This is a genomic window from [Clostridium] citroniae WAL-17108, assembly GCF_000233455.1.
GTDB lineage: Bacteria > Bacillota > Clostridia > Lachnospirales > Lachnospiraceae > Enterocloster > Enterocloster citroniae.
Window position 1 is genome coordinate 248,330 of record NZ_JH376428.1, and the last position, 16,690, is coordinate 265,019.

The 16,690-nt window shown below is 51.0% G+C and carries 15 protein-coding genes; all 15 read right to left on the minus strand.

Annotated features, from left to right (window positions below; all coding sequences use genetic code 11):
- Positions 1-350 precede the first annotated feature (350 nt).
- On the minus strand, positions 351-1,274 hold the full coding sequence (locus tag HMPREF9469_RS24390; protein ID WP_007868345.1) for an amidohydrolase family protein: 924 nt from the start codon (positions 1,272-1,274) through the stop codon (positions 351-353).
- Positions 1,271-2,119 carry a carbohydrate ABC transporter permease gene (locus tag HMPREF9469_RS24395; RefSeq protein ID WP_007868347.1) on the minus strand — a complete coding sequence of 283 codons (849 nt, stop codon included), beginning with the start codon at positions 2,117-2,119 and terminating at the stop codon, positions 1,271-1,273. Before HMPREF9469_RS24395 ends, HMPREF9469_RS24390 begins: the two co-directional genes overlap by 4 nt.
- A 5-nt stretch (positions 2,120-2,124) precedes the next feature.
- Complete coding sequence (locus HMPREF9469_RS24400; protein WP_007868350.1) at positions 2,125-3,015, minus strand: carbohydrate ABC transporter permease; 891 nt, start codon at positions 3,013-3,015, stop codon at positions 2,125-2,127.
- 18 nt (positions 3,016-3,033) lie between these two features.
- Positions 3,034-4,179, minus strand: a complete 1,146-nt coding sequence (locus HMPREF9469_RS24405; RefSeq protein WP_007868352.1) for an enolase C-terminal domain-like protein — start codon at positions 4,177-4,179, stop codon at positions 3,034-3,036.
- 194 nt (positions 4,180-4,373) lie between these two features.
- Positions 4,374-6,368 carry a sigma-54-dependent Fis family transcriptional regulator gene (locus HMPREF9469_RS24410; protein WP_007868353.1) on the minus strand — a complete coding sequence of 665 codons (1,995 nt, stop codon included), beginning with the start codon at positions 6,366-6,368 and terminating at the stop codon, positions 4,374-4,376.
- A 191-nt stretch (positions 6,369-6,559) separates the two neighbouring features.
- The gene (locus HMPREF9469_RS24415; RefSeq protein ID WP_007868356.1) at positions 6,560-7,375 is read right to left on the minus strand and encodes a hypothetical protein; all 816 of its coding nucleotides are present in this window, start codon (positions 7,373-7,375) and stop codon (positions 6,560-6,562) included.
- A gap of 351 nt (positions 7,376-7,726) precedes the next feature.
- Positions 7,727-9,553, minus strand: coding sequence for a carbohydrate-binding domain-containing protein (locus HMPREF9469_RS24425; protein ID WP_007868359.1), 1,827 nt, complete (start codon positions 9,551-9,553; stop codon positions 7,727-7,729).
- 76 nt (positions 9,554-9,629) lie between these two features.
- Positions 9,630-10,304 carry a DUF4956 domain-containing protein gene (locus HMPREF9469_RS24430; protein ID WP_040417260.1) on the minus strand — a complete coding sequence of 225 codons (675 nt, stop codon included), beginning with the start codon at positions 10,302-10,304 and terminating at the stop codon, positions 9,630-9,632.
- A complete protein-coding gene (locus HMPREF9469_RS24435) occupies positions 10,297-11,067 on the minus strand; it encodes a polyphosphate polymerase domain-containing protein (protein ID WP_007868365.1) in 771 nt (256 codons plus the stop codon). The genes HMPREF9469_RS24430 and HMPREF9469_RS24435 overlap by 8 nt, the downstream gene beginning before the upstream one ends.
- A gap of 146 nt (positions 11,068-11,213) precedes the next feature.
- Positions 11,214-11,837: a DUF47 domain-containing protein gene (locus HMPREF9469_RS24440; RefSeq protein ID WP_007868367.1), complete on the minus strand. Its 624-nt coding sequence runs from the start codon at positions 11,835-11,837 to the stop codon at positions 11,214-11,216.
- Between the two features lie 17 nt (positions 11,838-11,854).
- A complete protein-coding gene (locus tag HMPREF9469_RS24445; RefSeq protein WP_007868369.1) occupies positions 11,855-12,913 on the minus strand; it encodes an inorganic phosphate transporter in 1,059 nt (352 codons plus the stop codon).
- Between the two features lie 228 nt (positions 12,914-13,141).
- The gene (locus HMPREF9469_RS24450) at positions 13,142-13,501 is read right to left on the minus strand and encodes a GNAT family N-acetyltransferase (RefSeq protein ID WP_007868372.1); all 360 of its coding nucleotides are present in this window, start codon (positions 13,499-13,501) and stop codon (positions 13,142-13,144) included.
- The gene (gene larE / locus HMPREF9469_RS24455) at positions 13,476-14,291 is read right to left on the minus strand and encodes an ATP-dependent sacrificial sulfur transferase LarE (protein ID WP_007868376.1); all 816 of its coding nucleotides are present in this window, start codon (positions 14,289-14,291) and stop codon (positions 13,476-13,478) included. The genes HMPREF9469_RS24450 and larE overlap by 26 nt, the downstream gene beginning before the upstream one ends.
- Positions 14,292-14,293: 2 nt before the next feature.
- Positions 14,294-15,943: a nickel pincer cofactor biosynthesis protein LarC gene (gene larC / locus HMPREF9469_RS24460; RefSeq protein ID WP_007868379.1), complete on the minus strand. Its 1,650-nt coding sequence runs from the start codon at positions 15,941-15,943 to the stop codon at positions 14,294-14,296.
- Position 15,944: 1 nt separating this feature from the next.
- Positions 15,945-16,688, minus strand: a complete 744-nt coding sequence (larB, locus tag HMPREF9469_RS24465; protein WP_007868382.1) for a nickel pincer cofactor biosynthesis protein LarB — start codon at positions 16,686-16,688, stop codon at positions 15,945-15,947.
- Between the last annotated feature and the right edge of the window lie 2 nt (positions 16,689-16,690).

Here is a 16,690-nt window from a genome sequence, read left to right on the forward strand (position 1 = left end):
AATATGCAGAAAAACGGCATGTCAGAGATGGAGCGGGGCTGTTGTCAATAGAACCGTGGAATACCGAAGCAGGCGGCACGGCCGCCTGTGAGGATATGCCGCGAAAGTCTATTGACATAAGCCCACGGATTATCCTGTCCAGCAGAAAAGGGGCAACTGCACCCTTTTCCTGCCTTCCGGCGAGGATGGGTTCGGGCAAAGCCCGAAATCGGGTCAAGGGACGAGTCCCTTGTGGGGGTTGGGGCAAGGCCCCAAGATCTTAAAACCATTAATATCTGCAATTTTCAAGGTTCGGTTGAGCCTATTTTTTAGACTCCGTTTTTTCATAGATTACTTGACACTACCCTACATTATTTATGATTAAAGTAAACTTCATAAGCATTTTCATAAAAAACCAGTTCTTTTTCCATGTCCGTAAGCACAGGAGATTCATCTATATAGCTGACATAATGTCCATATACATCTTCTTTCAGGGCCGAGGGCATATCCGTGCCGAACATCAGTTTCCCTGCTCCCACGATCTCCTTGGCCATTTGGATAAAATCAATGGCTTTGGGATACGGGTATTCATCCGGCCTGCAGTTATGGACCAGGCTTGACAGGTCAAACCAGAGGTTGGGGAGCCGCAGCAGCTCTAAGGCCCGGCGCAGCCTGTCTCTGTCCTTATCCGATGGGGCCAGCAGATGGCAGGCCACAAATTTCATTTCCGGATATCTTTTAACCAGGTTTTTAAGCTCCGGAACCTGCCAGCTGTCACTTCCGCATTTTCCAATGTCAATTACAAACACATGACCATGGTCACAGGCGTAGGAACAGGCTTCATCCATCACAGTCCCGTCCAGCTTAAATTCTGGGTGGATGGCCATTAGACCGGAACCGGTGCTCACCTCGAACTTTTCTATCATAAAGCCCAGCTCTTCAAACAGGTATCTGCGGATTCCATCCCTGTCCCTGGAAAATGGGTCGTACGCGCCGGCACCGGCAAACCGGTCCGGGTATTTTTTGACTGCCAGGTGGGTGTAATAATTCTGATAACCGTAGAAATTCCCCTGAAGCAGCACTGCCTTTTCCACCCCGTTCCCATCCATCACCTGCAGCAGCTGCTCCGGTGTCACGCAGTCCCCTCCAAACTCCTGGGGTATCATCCTTACGGTCTGTCCATTGGCATATACGGCCATTCCGTTTCCAATACTGCGCAGCTCGCCGCCCGCACCTGTGCCGGCAATGTACTGGACCACATGGGCATGGCTGTCAATGATCCGCCGGTTTCTCATCCTTTCACACCTCCTGCCGCAATTCCTTCCACAAAGGAATCCTGGGCTGCAAAGAATACAACCAATGACGGAATGATGGCAATCAGCGACATTGCCAGCACCCTGTTCCACTCAAATCCCACGTCCGCGTCCATGGACATGCGGAGGAAAATGGACACCGGGTATTTGGCCACTGTATTGACATAGATCAGAGGGCCCATAAAATCATTGGACGCCCACATAAACTGGAACAGTGCACAGGAGACAATGGAGGGCTTCAGCATGGGTACGATCACATACCACAGCCTCTGCATGATCCCGCATCCATCAATCTCAGCCGCTTCCTCCAGTTCCCTTGGTATCCCCCGAAGGAATTGGATCAGCATGTATACAAAGTAGGTATCCCCTGCCAGCAGGGAGGGAATCACTATGGGCAGGTAGGAATCCAGCCATCCCACCTGGTCAAAGAGTATATACTGGGGCACATTCAGCACCACCTGAGGCAGGAAAAGGGTGGACAGCAATACTGCAAAGGAAAAGCGTTTGCCCATAAAGTTAAACCGTGCAAACCCATAGGCGGTCAGCGTGGCTGAAGCCACGGTAAAAAGCACTTTGGGTATCACAAATTTGTAGGTGTTTGCCATGAAATGGAGAAGCGTCATCCCCTGGTATCCTGCAAAGCCTTTTTTATACCCATTCAGAGTGGGTGCCTTTGGTATAAAGCTTACACTTGAAAATATCTGTTCATTGGTCATAAAGGAGGCTCCGATCATCCAGATCAGGGGATATACCATAAAAACTCCCACCACCAAAAGGATGACATACCTGCAGACCATATTGACTTTATAGCGTGTTTCACGAGTCATTGCATTTACCTCCCATCCTCATCTGAATAATATACCCAGTATCTCTGGCTCAGGAATGATACAGCCGTCAGGGTCATGATGATCAGGAACAACAGCCAGGCAATGGCGCTTGCCATTCCCATCTCATAACTCTTAAAGGCATTGTTATACACCAGAAGGGATACCAGAGTGGTGGAGCGGAGCGGTCCTCCCTGGGTCACAATAAAGGGGCCGTTAAATTCCTGGAACTTATTGCACAGCTGGGTGACAAAGTTATAAAAAATAACAGGTGTGATAAGGGGTATGGTTATGCTGAAGAACTGCTTCCATTTTCCCGCCCCGTCAATGGAAGCCGCCTCATACAGGTCCTGGGACACGCCCTTTAAGGCTGCAAGGAAGATCACCATGGGCGAGCCAAACTGCCATATCCTCAAAAGCACGATCACCCAGAAAGCCCCGGTGGGATCCCCCAGCCAGTTAAAGGGCTGGATGCCGAACCTGGATCCGATCATGTTCACAAGTCCCTCTGTCTTAAACAGGAATCTCCACAATACCGCAATGGAAACCGACCCGCCCAGAATGGAAGGGATATAGTAGGCTGTCCTGAAAAAGTTCACACCCTTGATCTTAAAATTCAGGATATAAGCGATAAACAGGGCAAATATCAATTCCAGCGGAACTGTAAGAAACGCATACTTAAAGGTCTGCACAAAGGCCTTCATGATCAAAGGGTCGCCCAATATCTTTTTATAGTTGTTCAGACCTGCAAAGGAGGCTGTCCTGAAAAGATTGTAATCATGAAAGCTGTAGATCAGTGACGATGCAAAGGGGTACAGCTTAAAGATCACAAACCCGATCCACCATGGCAGGATCAGCAGCAGCCCCGCATTCCTTTTTTTGAATGTCTTAAATTTCATTCCATTGCCTCCTTACGGTTACCAATTTTTTGGATAGTATATTTCCCTGCTCTCCATAAGCCCGTCCTTTTCCAGCTTATCGATGTCCATTCGCTGGGGATTGCCCGGAAGCTCCGGCTGGCAGTAGAAGCGCCCGTTCTTTTCCTCGGGCTGGAACAGGGTGTAAGCGCCCACAGGACGGCTGATCGGCTCATGGTATTCGATCCATTCATCCTCGCTGTAAAGGCAGCCAAAGATGGCGTTCAGGTATATTCTTCCACCGGATGTGAATTTAACTCCCTTTTCACGGGCCAGATCACGGATTCTTATAATGTCATCCATTCTTGTCATCCTGCCCAATGACGGCTGAACATGGTCCACGCCCTTTTCAATATAGGTTTCATATTCATAATAGATTCTCATGGACTCCCCAAAGGCAATGGGAATGGCCACCCCCATGTCCTTTAAGCGGCGGATCCCGTTCATGTCATGGGAGTGGATGGGCTCCTCCAGCCATGCCAGGTTATATGGCTCACACAGCTTCGCAAACCGGAACGCGCTGTCCACATCCCATCTCTGGTTGCAGTCAACCGCCACCCCGATCCGGTCTCCCACAGCCTTTCGGACCATCTCGATCCTGCGCAGGTCCCGCTCCATATCCATGCCGTCCTGGCTTCCCACCTTAAACTTAACCGTGGTATATCCTTCCTCCACATACCGGACCATATCCTCTACCAGCTCATGATCCTCCAGGAGAAGGGAACCGCCTCCCTTATAAGCCTGGGCCCAATCCTTATTGGCCCCCATAAATCTGTGAAGAGGTTTTCCCTCCCTCTGGGCCAGCATGTCCAGCATCATCAGGTCCAGCTGCCCCACTTCCACCGCCTTCTCACTTTGAAATCCGGCGTTTCGTATCTTCCAGTAAAGGCTGTTCCTCCACTCATTGTAGCTGTGCTCCTCCCCATTCAAGACCATGGGAAGGATGTCCGCAATAAACCCGGGTCCCACTGCCAGGTGGGCGCATGCGCCTTCCTGGTCATACAGTTCAATGCAGCCCTGTTCCGGCGCAAACTTTCCCATTCCTCCGGTTCCGTCCTTAAAGGGCTTGGGCAGGGGTATTTTATGAAAATGATAGTATACGGCTTTTGTAAATTTTATTTTATCCTCAAACGAAAATGTAAACATCCTCATTGCCTCCCGTTTATCTGTTATCTTACGTGTACATTATATATTTTTCCGTCATAATAACAATGGACATTATAAACGAGAAAACGCATGGTGATTATACAAATCACACATGCGCCGTTCCGACTATTGCATTGTATTACATTTCTTTTTCAAACCTTTTCATAACCCATTCAAAACGAATGTATACACGCTTAAATTTCAATGCCGTAAAGCTTCATTTTTCTCCACAATGTGGTGGTGCTGATGCCCATCTTTTTGGCTGTAAGGGTTCTGTTCCCATTGCACAGCTGAAGGGTTTCTATGATCGTTTCCCTGATCCTGTCCCTGCCGCTGTTAGTGGGCGCCGGATCCGGACAGCTTCCGTTAGGCATTCCCTGTCCTGTCTGCATCTGCCCCGCTGCGTCCTGGCTGCCGGGCGGCGTCAGCCCATGCTGAATGTAATAATCCGGCTCCTGGGTATGCTCATACAACTCCTCCAGCAGTCCCTTCACATATTCTTCCGTGATTGTCCTTCTTCCCACTGTCAGGATCATCCTCTCGCAAAATGATCTCATCTGTATGGTATTCCCCGGCCACCCGTAGGCCAGTAGCATCTTTCTGGCCCCGGCTGTAATGGCGTGATAGCGGTAGTACTGGTCCATATACTTTTTCATATAGGAATCCAGGAGATAGGCCATGTCGTCAGGGCGCTGGCACAGTCCCGGAATCTTTATCTTCAGGGCGTTGAGGGAATAATAAAGGTCGCTTCTCATACGGTTCAGGCGGCGGCAGGTATCAATATCCTTGGATGTACACGCGATGATCCGTATATCCACTATCTTCATATTCTCAATGGAGTTAAAAAGGATCCTTCTGCTTCTCAGCATTTTGGAGAAATGATACTGGACCGGCAGGGTCATCTTATCAATACTCTGTATCACAAGGGTTCCCTTGTCCGCCTGCCACACAGCCCCCTTTTCCACGTCCTTGCCCTTGGGGTCGGCTGAACCGAACAGGGTCTTCATCTGCTGGTCCTCGCTCATCCCGGCCAGATTAATGGCAATGAACGGATTGTTCTTTCTCAGGCTGTAATTATGTATTCCCTGGCAGATGGCATCCTGCTCCGGGCCCGCATACCCCTCGATCAGGACCGGGCTGGAGGACTGGGCATAGAGCTTTGCCAGCCGGATCGTATCCTTAAGTCCCGGCAGCTCCTGCTCAATGTCCTCAAATGTGCCATGGGCCACATACCCTCTCAGATACTGCTCGTGAAGGCGGTTCTCCTCCTCTATTTCAAGGCGCTTTAACCGGTTGCAGGAGAGGATGGCCCCCTCGGGCCTGCCTTCCACCATAATAGGCTCGATTACCATCACAAGGGTGGAGGATCCCTGGTTGATAAAGGTGGTATAATTCTCCATGCCGCCGCTTATCACCTTGGAAAGGATCTCCCCGTCCAGTTCCCCAAACAGCTTGCCCACCGGCATTCCCACCGCATTCTTTTCAGCAACCCCGGTGATCTGTTCCATCACCCGGTTCATCACAAGCACGGTCCCGTTGTTTGTCACCTTCATGATCCCGTTAAAGGAGCTGTCCAGAATGGTGGAGAACTGGGCATAATTGCGCTGTTCCGCCTGAGCCATCCTGTACAGTGATTCGGCATTGTCCATGGCCGTTCGGATGGATTCTCCTGTGGAGAAAAACGCCAGGGACGGGATCCCCTGTCTGTCGGCAGCCTCCCTGGTGGATTTTCCGCCTATTATGATGTCGGGATGATCCTCACAGGCCCGCGCAAATACGCTGCGCCATTCCTCATCCTCCTTAAACTGGTAACGAAGCAGGCGGACGCCGTACAGCTCATCAAAATACGTGGTGTCACACAGCATATTTTCCCAGTAAAAGACAGCTATCTTTGGATTCTCCTTACCCACCGCCGCCTTGGCCCGGTTGACCAGGACTCCCATCTCCTGTCCGGTCATCTGTATCTCCGAGACAGCCACATTTGTGTACCAGCGTATATTGGCCAGCTGCTTTCCCCTGGCCACAATGATATTGATCCCCTGCTCCGATATGGCCTTCCTGGCCTCATACACGGCTTCCTCTGTCTCAATGACCTTGAGGACCTTTACATGATACTCTTTTTCCTTTAAGATCTCTTCTACCTGTCCGTACATCTCCTGGTCCGGCACAAACACTGCAATCCCTGACACAATATCCTCTCCTGACTTTTCCTGTCAACCGCTTCTCCTGCAACATTTCCACCAAAAGGGCGCTGCAAGCTGATCCTGCAGCGCCCTGTAGGCACGATCCATATGCACCCCTGCGGACTTATGCCGGAGGCACGCCATGCTTCACATATCATGATGCATCTGCGCGTCTTCGCAATCCGCCAAAGGATTCATTACTTATATAAGGACAGTTTATCCATCAGTATAATGGGATCATCCCACTCATTGTCTGTTACCAGGGAAACTTCCACCCGAACCTGGTTCTGCCCGGACACATCCGCACCAAAGTACATGATCTTCTCATTATAGTGGATGTCAGGGGATGTATAAAGCACCACATCATTGTCCCCGTACACAGTCACCTTGCCAAGAAGGCCGCTGCTGAACTGGGAGGACGGTGAAATGGCGCCTGAGAGCAGCTTATACTCGCCATTGGTATTATACTTTACATAGCTGCCTTTTCCCTTGAGACGGATCGCATTTTCCCAGCGGTCCCCATCTGCGGTCTTGCCTGAAGTGATAATATTATATCCCTTTGTGGAAAAGCCTTCCTGCATGTTCTGCACCAGGTATCCATTGGATAAGTCTATATTGTTGGACGGCTCCGCCTGGCCCTCGCCAGGGATCCAGACACCGTCAGTACCCAGCTGGCGTCCGTCAATCACAGTGCTTGTTGCCATGGCTCCATTTGGAAGCAGGAAATACCACTTGTCATTATCCTTGAACCAGCCATTCTGCATCACACCGCTCTGGTCCAGATAGTACCAATAACCCTTGATCTGCTGCCAGCCGGTCTTCATAAAGCCGTCATTACCTATGTAATACCAATTATCATTGTCCTTGATCCATTCGTTGTAAGCGTACTTGTTCGCGCCTCTCTGGTACTTCCACTGATCATTTACATATTTCCATGTACCGGCATATGCGGGTACTGTCATAACCACACTCAGCGCCAGAGCTGCCAGTGTCATTGCCCAACGTTTCTTCATGCCAAATCTCCTTTCATTTACCACGTCATCCGCTTCCTAACAAGCAGATTCAATACATCCTGCACTTGTTACATTATAATTCATTATTTATTTTTATGCAACTGTCACTTTCCTCTGGGTGTACAGGCCAATGAGCGTGCCGGTGCCGCAGGTTTACCATTTCCCTGTGAACGCCCTCAGGGATAAGCACTCCGGCGCAGACCCTTCCAGCCGCCCAAATACCGTGTTCCGGGCAGTTCTGCTCCTGCTGTGCCAAGGAACCGTTGATCGCTGCTTTAAACTGCTTCTAACAGGATTATTTGTCAAATATGGTATGTAATTGGAAATTCTGGAACCTTATGGCTTACCTGGTCATTCACTGACCGTACGTTCCCTTGCTGAGTCAGGCATATCGGTGCCCTCCTCCCCTGTTTTGCCATCGCCGCGGGGCATTCTGCCGCCGCCGGGCATCCCGCCTTTGCCCTCGGACATTTGGCCATCTCCGGCTGCATCTTTGCCTTCCGGCCCTCGGCCGTCCTCCGGCATCCTGCCTCCAAAGTCACCCCCATTACCTCCGCCAGGGCCTTTGCCCATTCCTCTGCCGTTCATCTGCTCTCCCAACCGGGTCATGACCTGGTCCAGGGTAATGTCCTGTTCCTCCCCTGCCGTGGACAGCTGATAGGTCTTTCCCTGTTCCAGACCCGGCAGGCTTAAGAGAATACATCCAAAATCCTTCTTTGGCTCAAATGTGAGAAGCTCCCTGCCGTCCTCATCGGACAGGACCACCTGGGAACCGGCTGCCTGGTTTTCACTGTAAAACACTAGGATGGAATTCTGGGCAGATTCTTCTGAAAATCCCTGCATCATGCCGGAACTTCCCGCCGCTACGAATATACCGCCGTTTATGACTGCCGTCCCGTTATAATCCAACGCCCCGTCCCCGTTGCTTACAGGGCCGTTAATATAGGTTTCCCCGCCTTCCACGTACAAGTTTCCATTGGAATCGATCCCGTCCGCCATGGCATCCACCACAATGGTCCCTCCTGTGATCCGCACATATGCTTCTGGGTTATTCTGCATTTTTTCCCTCTCACTGTCCTGGCCGGACCCGCCGCTTCCTCCCGCGGCATTGATCCCGTCATCCGTGGACTTGATCCTGATGTTTCCGCCGGTTATATCCACCTTCAGCCCCTCCAGGCCTTCGTAGCTCTCCTGTATATCGATGGTGCCGCCTGAAACTGTCAGCCATGTCTCCCCGTGGACCGCGTCATCCCCGGCCTGAATGACAATGTCTCCCCCTTCTATGATCACGTATCCCTTTTCAGGATCCTTATCATTGTTGGATTTAATGCCGTCCTCCCCGGTCTTGATCTGAATCCTGCCGTCCCTGATTGTCACGGAGTCTTTGCCCTTCAGCCCGTCTTTTACAGCCGTTATGTTGAGGGTGCCGGATATGACCTTAAGATCGTCCTTGCTCCGCACCCCATTGCTGTAGTTTCCGTTGACTGTAAGGCTTCCCGTTCCGTTGATGGTCAGGTCGTCCTTGCTGAACACGGCGGCGTCAGGCTCATCCTCATCTGTGGATCCAAATATATATTCCGCACCGTCCGTCACTGAATTATCAGTTCCCTCCGCCAGGATCAGGATGATTTTTTTGCTCTGTTTTCCATACACGGGGGATGTGTTTGCATTAGAAATGTGGAATCCGTCCATCACAAGCCTGACCAGATCGTCCTTGCCCGCATCCACCAGAAGCTGCCCGTCAAAATTCCCCCGCAGCACATAGGTTCCGGCAGCCGTTATGCGGATGGTTCCGTTTTCCGCCACCCCATTGTCCCCCTGGATCGTCACCTCTGATCCACTGCAGTCTATGACAGTGGAGGATGCCTCATCCCAGCCCGCATCCAGATCACTGTCGTCATATTCAGCTGATTTTCCGTGTGTGCCAGCAGCATCCGCTCCATCCGTCCCATTCAGATCCCCTTCCGCCTGGCCAGTGCCGCTTTCAGGCTGTTTGGAACCATCCTGTCCGGAATCCCAGCCGGAACCTTGCCCGGAGGTTTCCTGGGTTTTACCGCCCCCGGCGCCCTCCCCTGTTCCTTTGCTGCATCCGGCCAGCTGCAGGGCCAGTATGAGTGCCGCCAGCGCCGCCGCCCATCTCACCTTTCTTCTGCCGTTCTGCCTTTTGATCTTTATCATTTCAAACCACCCTTCTTTCCTTTTTCCGTCTTTTCGTAACTGTTCAGGACATCCGATGCCTTACTGAAACCTCCGGCTACAGGTTCTCATTTCCCGAATCCAGCCTGCCGCATACCACGGTCAGGTTCCCATTGCGGCACCGGATCTCATCCAGCAAAGCCTTTTCCACTTCCTGAGATTTAAGCTCCACATGATAACACAGCTCATACAAGCTTCCCATGTTCACGGTTCTCACCCGGATCATATCTGCCTTTTTGGCATATTTCTGGAAAATGTCGTCAAAGATTCCGGTGTAATCCAGATTTTCCGGTATGGTCACCTTCAGTTCTTTGCGAAGAAGCTGCCCACTCATATCGGGAACCATCAAAAGCAGGATGGTGACAACTCCCACCACGGCTACCATAAACACGCCGATCCCTATGAACCCCATTCCTGTGGCCAATCCCACTGCCATGGCCAGGAACACACTGCTGATCTCCCTGGCATTGCCCGGCAGGGAGCGGAACCGCACCAGGCTGAATGCACCCATCACAGCCACGCCGGTCCCCAGGTTTCCATTTACGATCATGATCACCATCTGCACAATGACGGGAAGCACGGCCAGGGTCATAAGGAAGCTCCGGCTGCTCTGGTTCCTGTACATGTGAACGGCTGCCAGTATCAATCCCAGGGCCAGGGAAACAGTTGTACACACTGCCATATGTACCATTGTAATATTAGATGTTGTTTCATTTAAAATACTCTCAAGCACAGATAAGCCCTCCTTGTTCATATTGGGTCCGGCCGCTGTATCCCCCATTTTCCTCCTCAATGGCCGCCATCAGCATGGGATGGATGTATTTTCCATAAAATGTTCCATACTTGGAGTAGGAAACCGGAAAGATCCCAAAATCCGCCAGTATCCTGCTAAACCACACCGGCATGGCATCCGTTATCTTGATCTCCATCAGGACCATGTCCTGGGGCAAAAGGCATTTTCCATATGGTTCCACCCGCAGATCCAGTTCTCCCAGCCGTCCCAGGATATTTTGATCAAAGGTCACCCGCAGCTCCCGGTCCATCTGACAGGTATAAGCCGTCCTCTCATAGGAGATATAAGCCATGGGCCTTAACCCATACCGCTTGACCGTATAATCCACTTCCTTAAGGATCTGTCCCTCTTCCTTTGGTTCAATCCCATAATAGAGATATTTCCTGGCTGTCTCCAGGCTCATCTCCACTCTCCGCTTATACACCACGGACTCAAACTTTTTTTTGATTTCCACAAATACAGTGGAGCTGTCATCTATTGATCCGCCGTAACAGCGCAGCCTTACCTTTTCCTTGTACACGGGCTTTTCTATGGAGGTGCGTATCAGCTCATAATCCGGCGTATCCAGATAAATATTGCGGATGGTATGGCGGCCATACACATCCATGTCCATAACACCGTTTAGGACCAGCATCAGACGCTGGTATTGTTCGCCTGTCAGCAGATACTTTTTCTCATGCCGTTTGAATACGATCTGTGCCATTTTCCTTCCTCCTTTACTGTTTCGTCCCCTTTAGATTAACGTGAAAATGTGTCAGGCTTTTGTAATATTTGTGTTGACAATGTGAAAAAAGGCACTGTCCCTGCTTTTATTCAGGAACAATGCCTTATGGGAAATACCTGCTTGCATCAGGTATTTTTCATGATCACACTCTCTACAATATCAGCCACGTGCTCGCAGGCATCGCAGCATTTTTCCAAATACACATAGATCTCTCTCCACGCAATGATCTCAATGGGATCCTTCACCTCTGTGTGGAGTTTCCGCATGGAATCAATGAACATGCGGTCCCCTTCCTCCTCCAGTGCATTGATCTCAATGATCAGCCCATGGAGTGTTTTGGATTTCTTAAAGTCCGCAAATTCTTCCATCACTTCCTTCAGGGCATTGCAGCAGCGGATAATGACCTTTGTAAATTCCACTGCTTCCGGCTTAATAGTATGTACATTGTTGATGTAGATACGGATCAGAACGTCCTCGATCTTGTCCGTCACCTCGTCAATGCTCTGGCTCAAAAGGATGATATCCTCACGCTCAATAGGAGTAATGAACGCCTTTACCAGAACCCCCATCATCTCATGTTTTTTCTTGTCCGCGTCATGCTCGATCTTATGCAGCTCATCCAGCTTGTCCTGCAAAAGGCCTGTGTCGAAGTTCATCAGGTTATCCTCCAGCATCTTTGCCGCCTCGCAGCCGCACTGGACACATTCTATAAAATTCTGAAAATAGTAGCTATCGCTTTTCTTAGACATCTCATCTTCTCCTTATCCTAACCGTGGAACAGCATCATAAACAGCTTTGCTATGAAGAATCCTATGATACCGCAGCCCGGAAACGTCATGATCCAGGTCATTACCATATCCTTGACAACACTGAAATTAATGGCTGAAAGACGCTTCACCGCACCCACTCCCATGATCGCAGTGGTTTTTGTGTGGGTGGTGCTCACCGGGATTCCAAACATCGAAAAGCCCAGCAGACAGGCCGCTCCTGCCATATCCGCCGAAAAGCCCTGGTATTTCTCCAGGCGGACCATATCCATTCCCACTGACTTGATGATCTTTTTTCCGCCAATGGACGTTCCAAGAGCCATGGCCGCAGACCCCAGAAGAAGCATCCACAGCGGGAACTCTACCCCTGCCGTGCTGCTGCTTCCGTTCACCATACAGATTCCAAGAAGCATGACACCCATAAACTTCTGTCCGTCCTGTGCGCCGTGCATAAAGGCCATGGCCGCCGCACCGGCGATCTGTGCGTACCGGAAAAACCCTGTGGTCCTGCGCCTGTCCATATTCCGGCAGGTCCAGGAGACCAGCTTACAGGAAAGATATCCGCTTGAAAATCCCAATACCACGGAAAAGACCAGACCATAGACCACCTTCATCCACTCAGAAGCATTGATGGCGGAGAACCCGCCGCGGATCGCCACAGCCGCTCCTGTAAGGCCTGCGATCAATGCATGGCTCTCACTGGTGGGACAGCCGATGGATACTGCGAAGGATGACCACACCACAATGGAAAACAGAGCCGCACACAGCGCAATCAAGGCAATGGAAGTATCATCACCAAAATTAACCATGTTGGTGATGGTGGACGCAACCGTGGCATTGATCATGGTCATGACAACAATTCCGGCGCAGTTACAGACAGCAGCCATGACAATGGCGACATTTACATCCAGGGACCTGGTGGACACACAGGTCGCAATGGCATTGGGTGCATCCGTGATACCATTTACACAGATAACCCCCAAGGTCAGAAGGACTGTGATCAGCAAGGCCGGATTCGTCACTAACTGTTGCAGGAAAAAGGAAAACGACATATCCATAATTCTTTTTTACCTACTCTCTCATTCTTTTACTTTATCTTTACGTAAATTTTACATACTCACGATTTTTATTCTAGCACGGTTTTATATCGGAGTAAAGTTTTTATTTCATTAATATAAGGGGGAAATGTTCAAATTTTGATAATAGGAAAGCCGGCATTATCCAACATCGGATAATACCGGCATTTGCATTGATTTCCTTATACATAAGTGGTCAATACGATATGTCTATCCTTTTGACTTGTTGATCATAAATGACTGCAATGACTTCTCTATATTGAGACGTTCATAAAAGCCTTCCGCTTCCGGCTGAGCGCCAAAAAACAGGGATGTTGGGGAAATGTCCGCTGCACGGTCCATCAGTTCTCTGCCTATCCCCTGTTTTCGGTATTCTTTCAGGACAAGTACTTCCGATATGGTGCCGAACAGATAGCCGTCACTTAATATACGGATACAGCCCACCAGCTTATCATGATCCCATGCAGTGATATTGATCGTTTTGTCAATGGCCTTTTGCATCCTCTCATTATCATAGGAACCGGGCCACACTTGATTGGACCTGTTATCTGTTTTCTTCAATCCCAACATCCATACTTCCTGAACGGAATCCCTCCATATCCAGGGTCACATAGGTAAATCCCAGCATTTTCAGCCTGCGGACCACTTCCTCCCTCATCTCCAGCAGGCTGGGAAATGCGCTCTGGTCCACCTCCAGCCTGGCGATCTGGCCATGAAGGCGCAGCCGTACATTGCCCCCTAAAACGCTCTTAAGGTACTCCTCCCCATGGGCGATCCGCTCCAGCACCCCATAGTCAATTTTTGTATTATACGGCAGCCTGGTAGCCATGCAGGGGGTGGAGGGCCTTGATGCCACAGAGATATTGTACTCGGCGGCCATCTCTTTAACCATCTCCTTTGTAATATGCAGCTCCGCCAGAGGGCTTATGATCCCCAGTTCCCTCAGTGCATGGATTCCCGGACGGTACACGTGCATGTCATCCTCGTTGGTGCCGTCCAGGATCCAGCGGACCCCCTTTTCCTGTGCCAGATCCTTCAGCGTCATAAATAGATGGCGCTTGCACAGATAACAGCGGTTTACGGGGTTGAAGCGTATTTCCTCCTGCTCCAGTTCATCCACCTTTATGACCTGGTGGATTCCCCCCAGCTCACCGGCCACCCGCCTGGCGATCTCCAGGTCACAGGATGGGTGGAGCCTGCTGTCAAATGTCACTGCGTACACCCGTTTCCCTGTTTCGGCAGCCGCGTCAGCCGCCAGTTTAAGGAGCAGGCTTGAATCCACTCCCCCGGAAAACGCAAGGCAGATATCCTCTGATGCCAGTTCCCTCATCCTGTAATGGAGCATTTCCCTTTCATTCATATTTACAATCCTCTCCCCTGTGCTTCCATCTGCACTTCCCGGTATACGGTCATAAAGTCCCGCCCTGTTTCACGGCAGATGCGGCGCACACTCTCATACTCCGGATAATAAAATCTCTTATCCTTATAGGTGCATACCTTTACCTCCGCCTGGCCGCAGTCCATGTCCACACTCATCTTTTCCCTGGAAAGCACGGTCCTTGTCACCGGGTACTGTCTGATCCCAATGGTCGTGGTATGAATCAGTATGATATCCTCCAGCTTTTCCCGGTCCTCTTTCCTGCACAGCACGGACAGAGTGTACGCCGGCCTGTTCTTTTTCATAAAGATCGGTGTATACCACACATCCGCAGCCCCTGCCTCTAAAAGCAGTTCCATTGTAAAGCCCAGGATCTCTCCTGTACAGTCATCCAGATTGGTCTCCACCATCCACATGGAACAGCCATTCCGGGAGGTTTCCCCTGCCGTGTCTCTGTCATAGCCCAGGTCTTTGTCATAGCCCGGGCCTTTCCCATGATCCGTCTCCTTGTCTGCTTGCGATGTCTCCATCAACATGGCGCGGAGCACATTGGCCTGTTTAAATACCCGGTTTCCTGCTCCCATTCCGATTTTAAGGATCCGGCAGGAATCCGGCAGATGATCCATGGTGCGCAGCGCAGCCGCGATCGCTGCCCCGGTAGGGGTGACCATCTCCCCGTCATTGTCCGTAAGCCTGAGATCCAGCCCATAAGCTGATGCAATATTGGCCGTGGCCGGAACGGGAACAGGGAGGATCCCATGCTGGCAATGTACATGGCCATGTCCCTCAGACAAGGGTGACACCACCACGTCCTCCACTCCCAGGTTGTCCACACACACCGCCACACTGATGATATCCACAATGGAATCAATGGCTCCCACTTCGTGGAAATGCACCTGTTCCAGCGGCAGACCATGGGCCCTGGACTCTGCCTCGGCCACGATCCTGAACATCCGGCGTGCTAAATCCTTCACATGGTCATTGGATTCCAGCCTGTCGATGATCTGGTATATGTCAAAAAGATTTCTGTGCACATGGCCATGGTCATCTCCGTGGGAATGAGAATGCTCATGGGGGTGTTCGTGGCTATGGGAATGTTCATGGCTATGGGAATGTTCATGCTCGTGGATCTCCTCATGGGGATGGACATGCTCATGGATCTCCCACTGGTCATGAGTATGGGACTGCGCCTCTGCATGATGGTGGCTGTGCTCATGCCCTTCCTCATGTTCATGGCTGTGCTCATGGCCCTCCCCATGATCATGGCTGTGCCCATGCCCTTCCTCATGATCATGGCTGTGCCCATGCCCTTCCCCATGACCATGGCTGTGCCCATGCCCTTCCCCATGCTCATGACTGTGCCCATGCCCTTCCCCATGCTCATGACTGTGCTCATGCCCTTCCCCATGTTCATGACTATGCCCATGTCCGTCCTTTTCCAAATGCACATCAAAATCATAGGAATCCAGCCCGCACACGTTCTTCCGCCCAAAATGCAGATGATATCCGCCCACTCCCAGGCTTCCAAGGGCGTGTTCCAACACATGCCTGTCCGCGCCCAGATCCAAAAGCGCCCCAACCGTCATATCTCCGCTGATCCCTGAATTACATTCCAAATACAATATCTTTCCCATTTTATCTTACCGCCAATCTGTTTATTTGCGTGGCCAGGTAACCGGCCCCGTATCCATTGTCAATATTTACAACTGAAATTCCATTAGCGCAGGAATTCAGCATGGTCAAAAGAGCTGACAAACCATGAAAACTGGCCCCATAGCCCACGGATGTGGGGACCGCGATCACCGGGCAGTCTGCAAGACCTGCGATCACAGTGCCCAATGCGCCTTCCATTCCCGCCACTGCAATGATGCAGTTGGCTTTCATGATCCGGTCCCGCTGGGAAAGCAGTCTGTGGATGCCCGCCACTCCCACATCAAAGATCCGGTCCACCGCGCATCCGAAATACTCCGCTGTCTGCGCAGCTTCCTCCGCCACGGGTATATCCGCCGTGCCGCCTGTGCATACTGCGATCAGCCCTTTTCTTTCCTTGCCCGGGCGTTCCACCTTGAGGATCCTGGAGATGGGGTCATAGACCACCTCCGGCACAGCGGACTGGACCAGCTTAAACTGTTCCCCGGTTGCCCTTGTTCCCAGCACCTCCCCGTCCCGCTCATAAAACCGCCTGTAGATCTCCAGCAGATATGCGTCTGGTTTTCCCTGGCAGAACACAGTCTCTCCAAATCCCGATCTGAGTTTTCTGTGATGGTCCAGCTTTGCATATCCCAGATCCTCATAGGGGAGATCCTTTAAAACCTTTTGTGCATCCTCTATGTCAACTGCCCCTGTTTTCACCTTTTCCAGCAGTTCTCTTACGTCCATCT

Bases quoted from the DNA above. Each gene is read 5' to 3' on its own strand.
- HMPREF9469_RS24450 (WP_007868372.1), bottom strand. From the start codon at position 13,501: ATGTTGGGATTGAAGAAAACAGATAACAGGTCCAATCAAGTGTGGCCC.
- HMPREF9469_RS24400 (WP_007868350.1), bottom strand. From the start codon at position 3,015: ATGAAATTTAAGACATTCAAAAAAAGGAATGCGGGGCTGCTGCTGATC.
- HMPREF9469_RS24395 (WP_007868347.1), bottom strand. From the start codon at position 2,119: ATGACTCGTGAAACACGCTATAAAGTCAATATGGTCTGCAGGTATGTC.
- HMPREF9469_RS24445 (WP_007868369.1), bottom strand. From the start codon at position 12,913: ATGGATATGTCGTTTTCCTTTTTCCTGCAACAGTTAGTGACGAATCCG.
- HMPREF9469_RS24405 (WP_007868352.1), bottom strand. From the start codon at position 4,179: ATGTTTACATTTTCGTTTGAGGATAAAATAAAATTTACAAAAGCCGTA.
- HMPREF9469_RS24415 (WP_007868356.1), bottom strand. From the start codon at position 7,375: ATGAAGAAACGTTGGGCAATGACACTGGCAGCTCTGGCGCTGAGTGTG.
- HMPREF9469_RS24425 (WP_007868359.1), bottom strand. From the start codon at position 9,553: ATGATAAAGATCAAAAGGCAGAACGGCAGAAGAAAGGTGAGATGGGCG.
- HMPREF9469_RS24435 (WP_007868365.1), bottom strand. From the start codon at position 11,067: ATGGCACAGATCGTATTCAAACGGCATGAGAAAAAGTATCTGCTGACA.
- HMPREF9469_RS24440 (WP_007868367.1), bottom strand. From the start codon at position 11,837: ATGTCTAAGAAAAGCGATAGCTACTATTTTCAGAATTTTATAGAATGT.
- larC (WP_007868379.1), bottom strand. From the start codon at position 15,943: ATGGGAAAGATATTGTATTTGGAATGTAATTCAGGGATCAGCGGAGAT.
- HMPREF9469_RS24390 (WP_007868345.1), bottom strand. From the start codon at position 1,274: ATGAGAAACCGGCGGATCATTGACAGCCATGCCCATGTGGTCCAGTAC.
- larE (WP_007868376.1), bottom strand. From the start codon at position 14,291: ATGAATGAAAGGGAAATGCTCCATTACAGGATGAGGGAACTGGCATCA.
- larB (WP_007868382.1), bottom strand. From the start codon at position 16,688: ATGGACGTAAGAGAACTGCTGGAAAAGGTGAAAACAGGGGCAGTTGAC.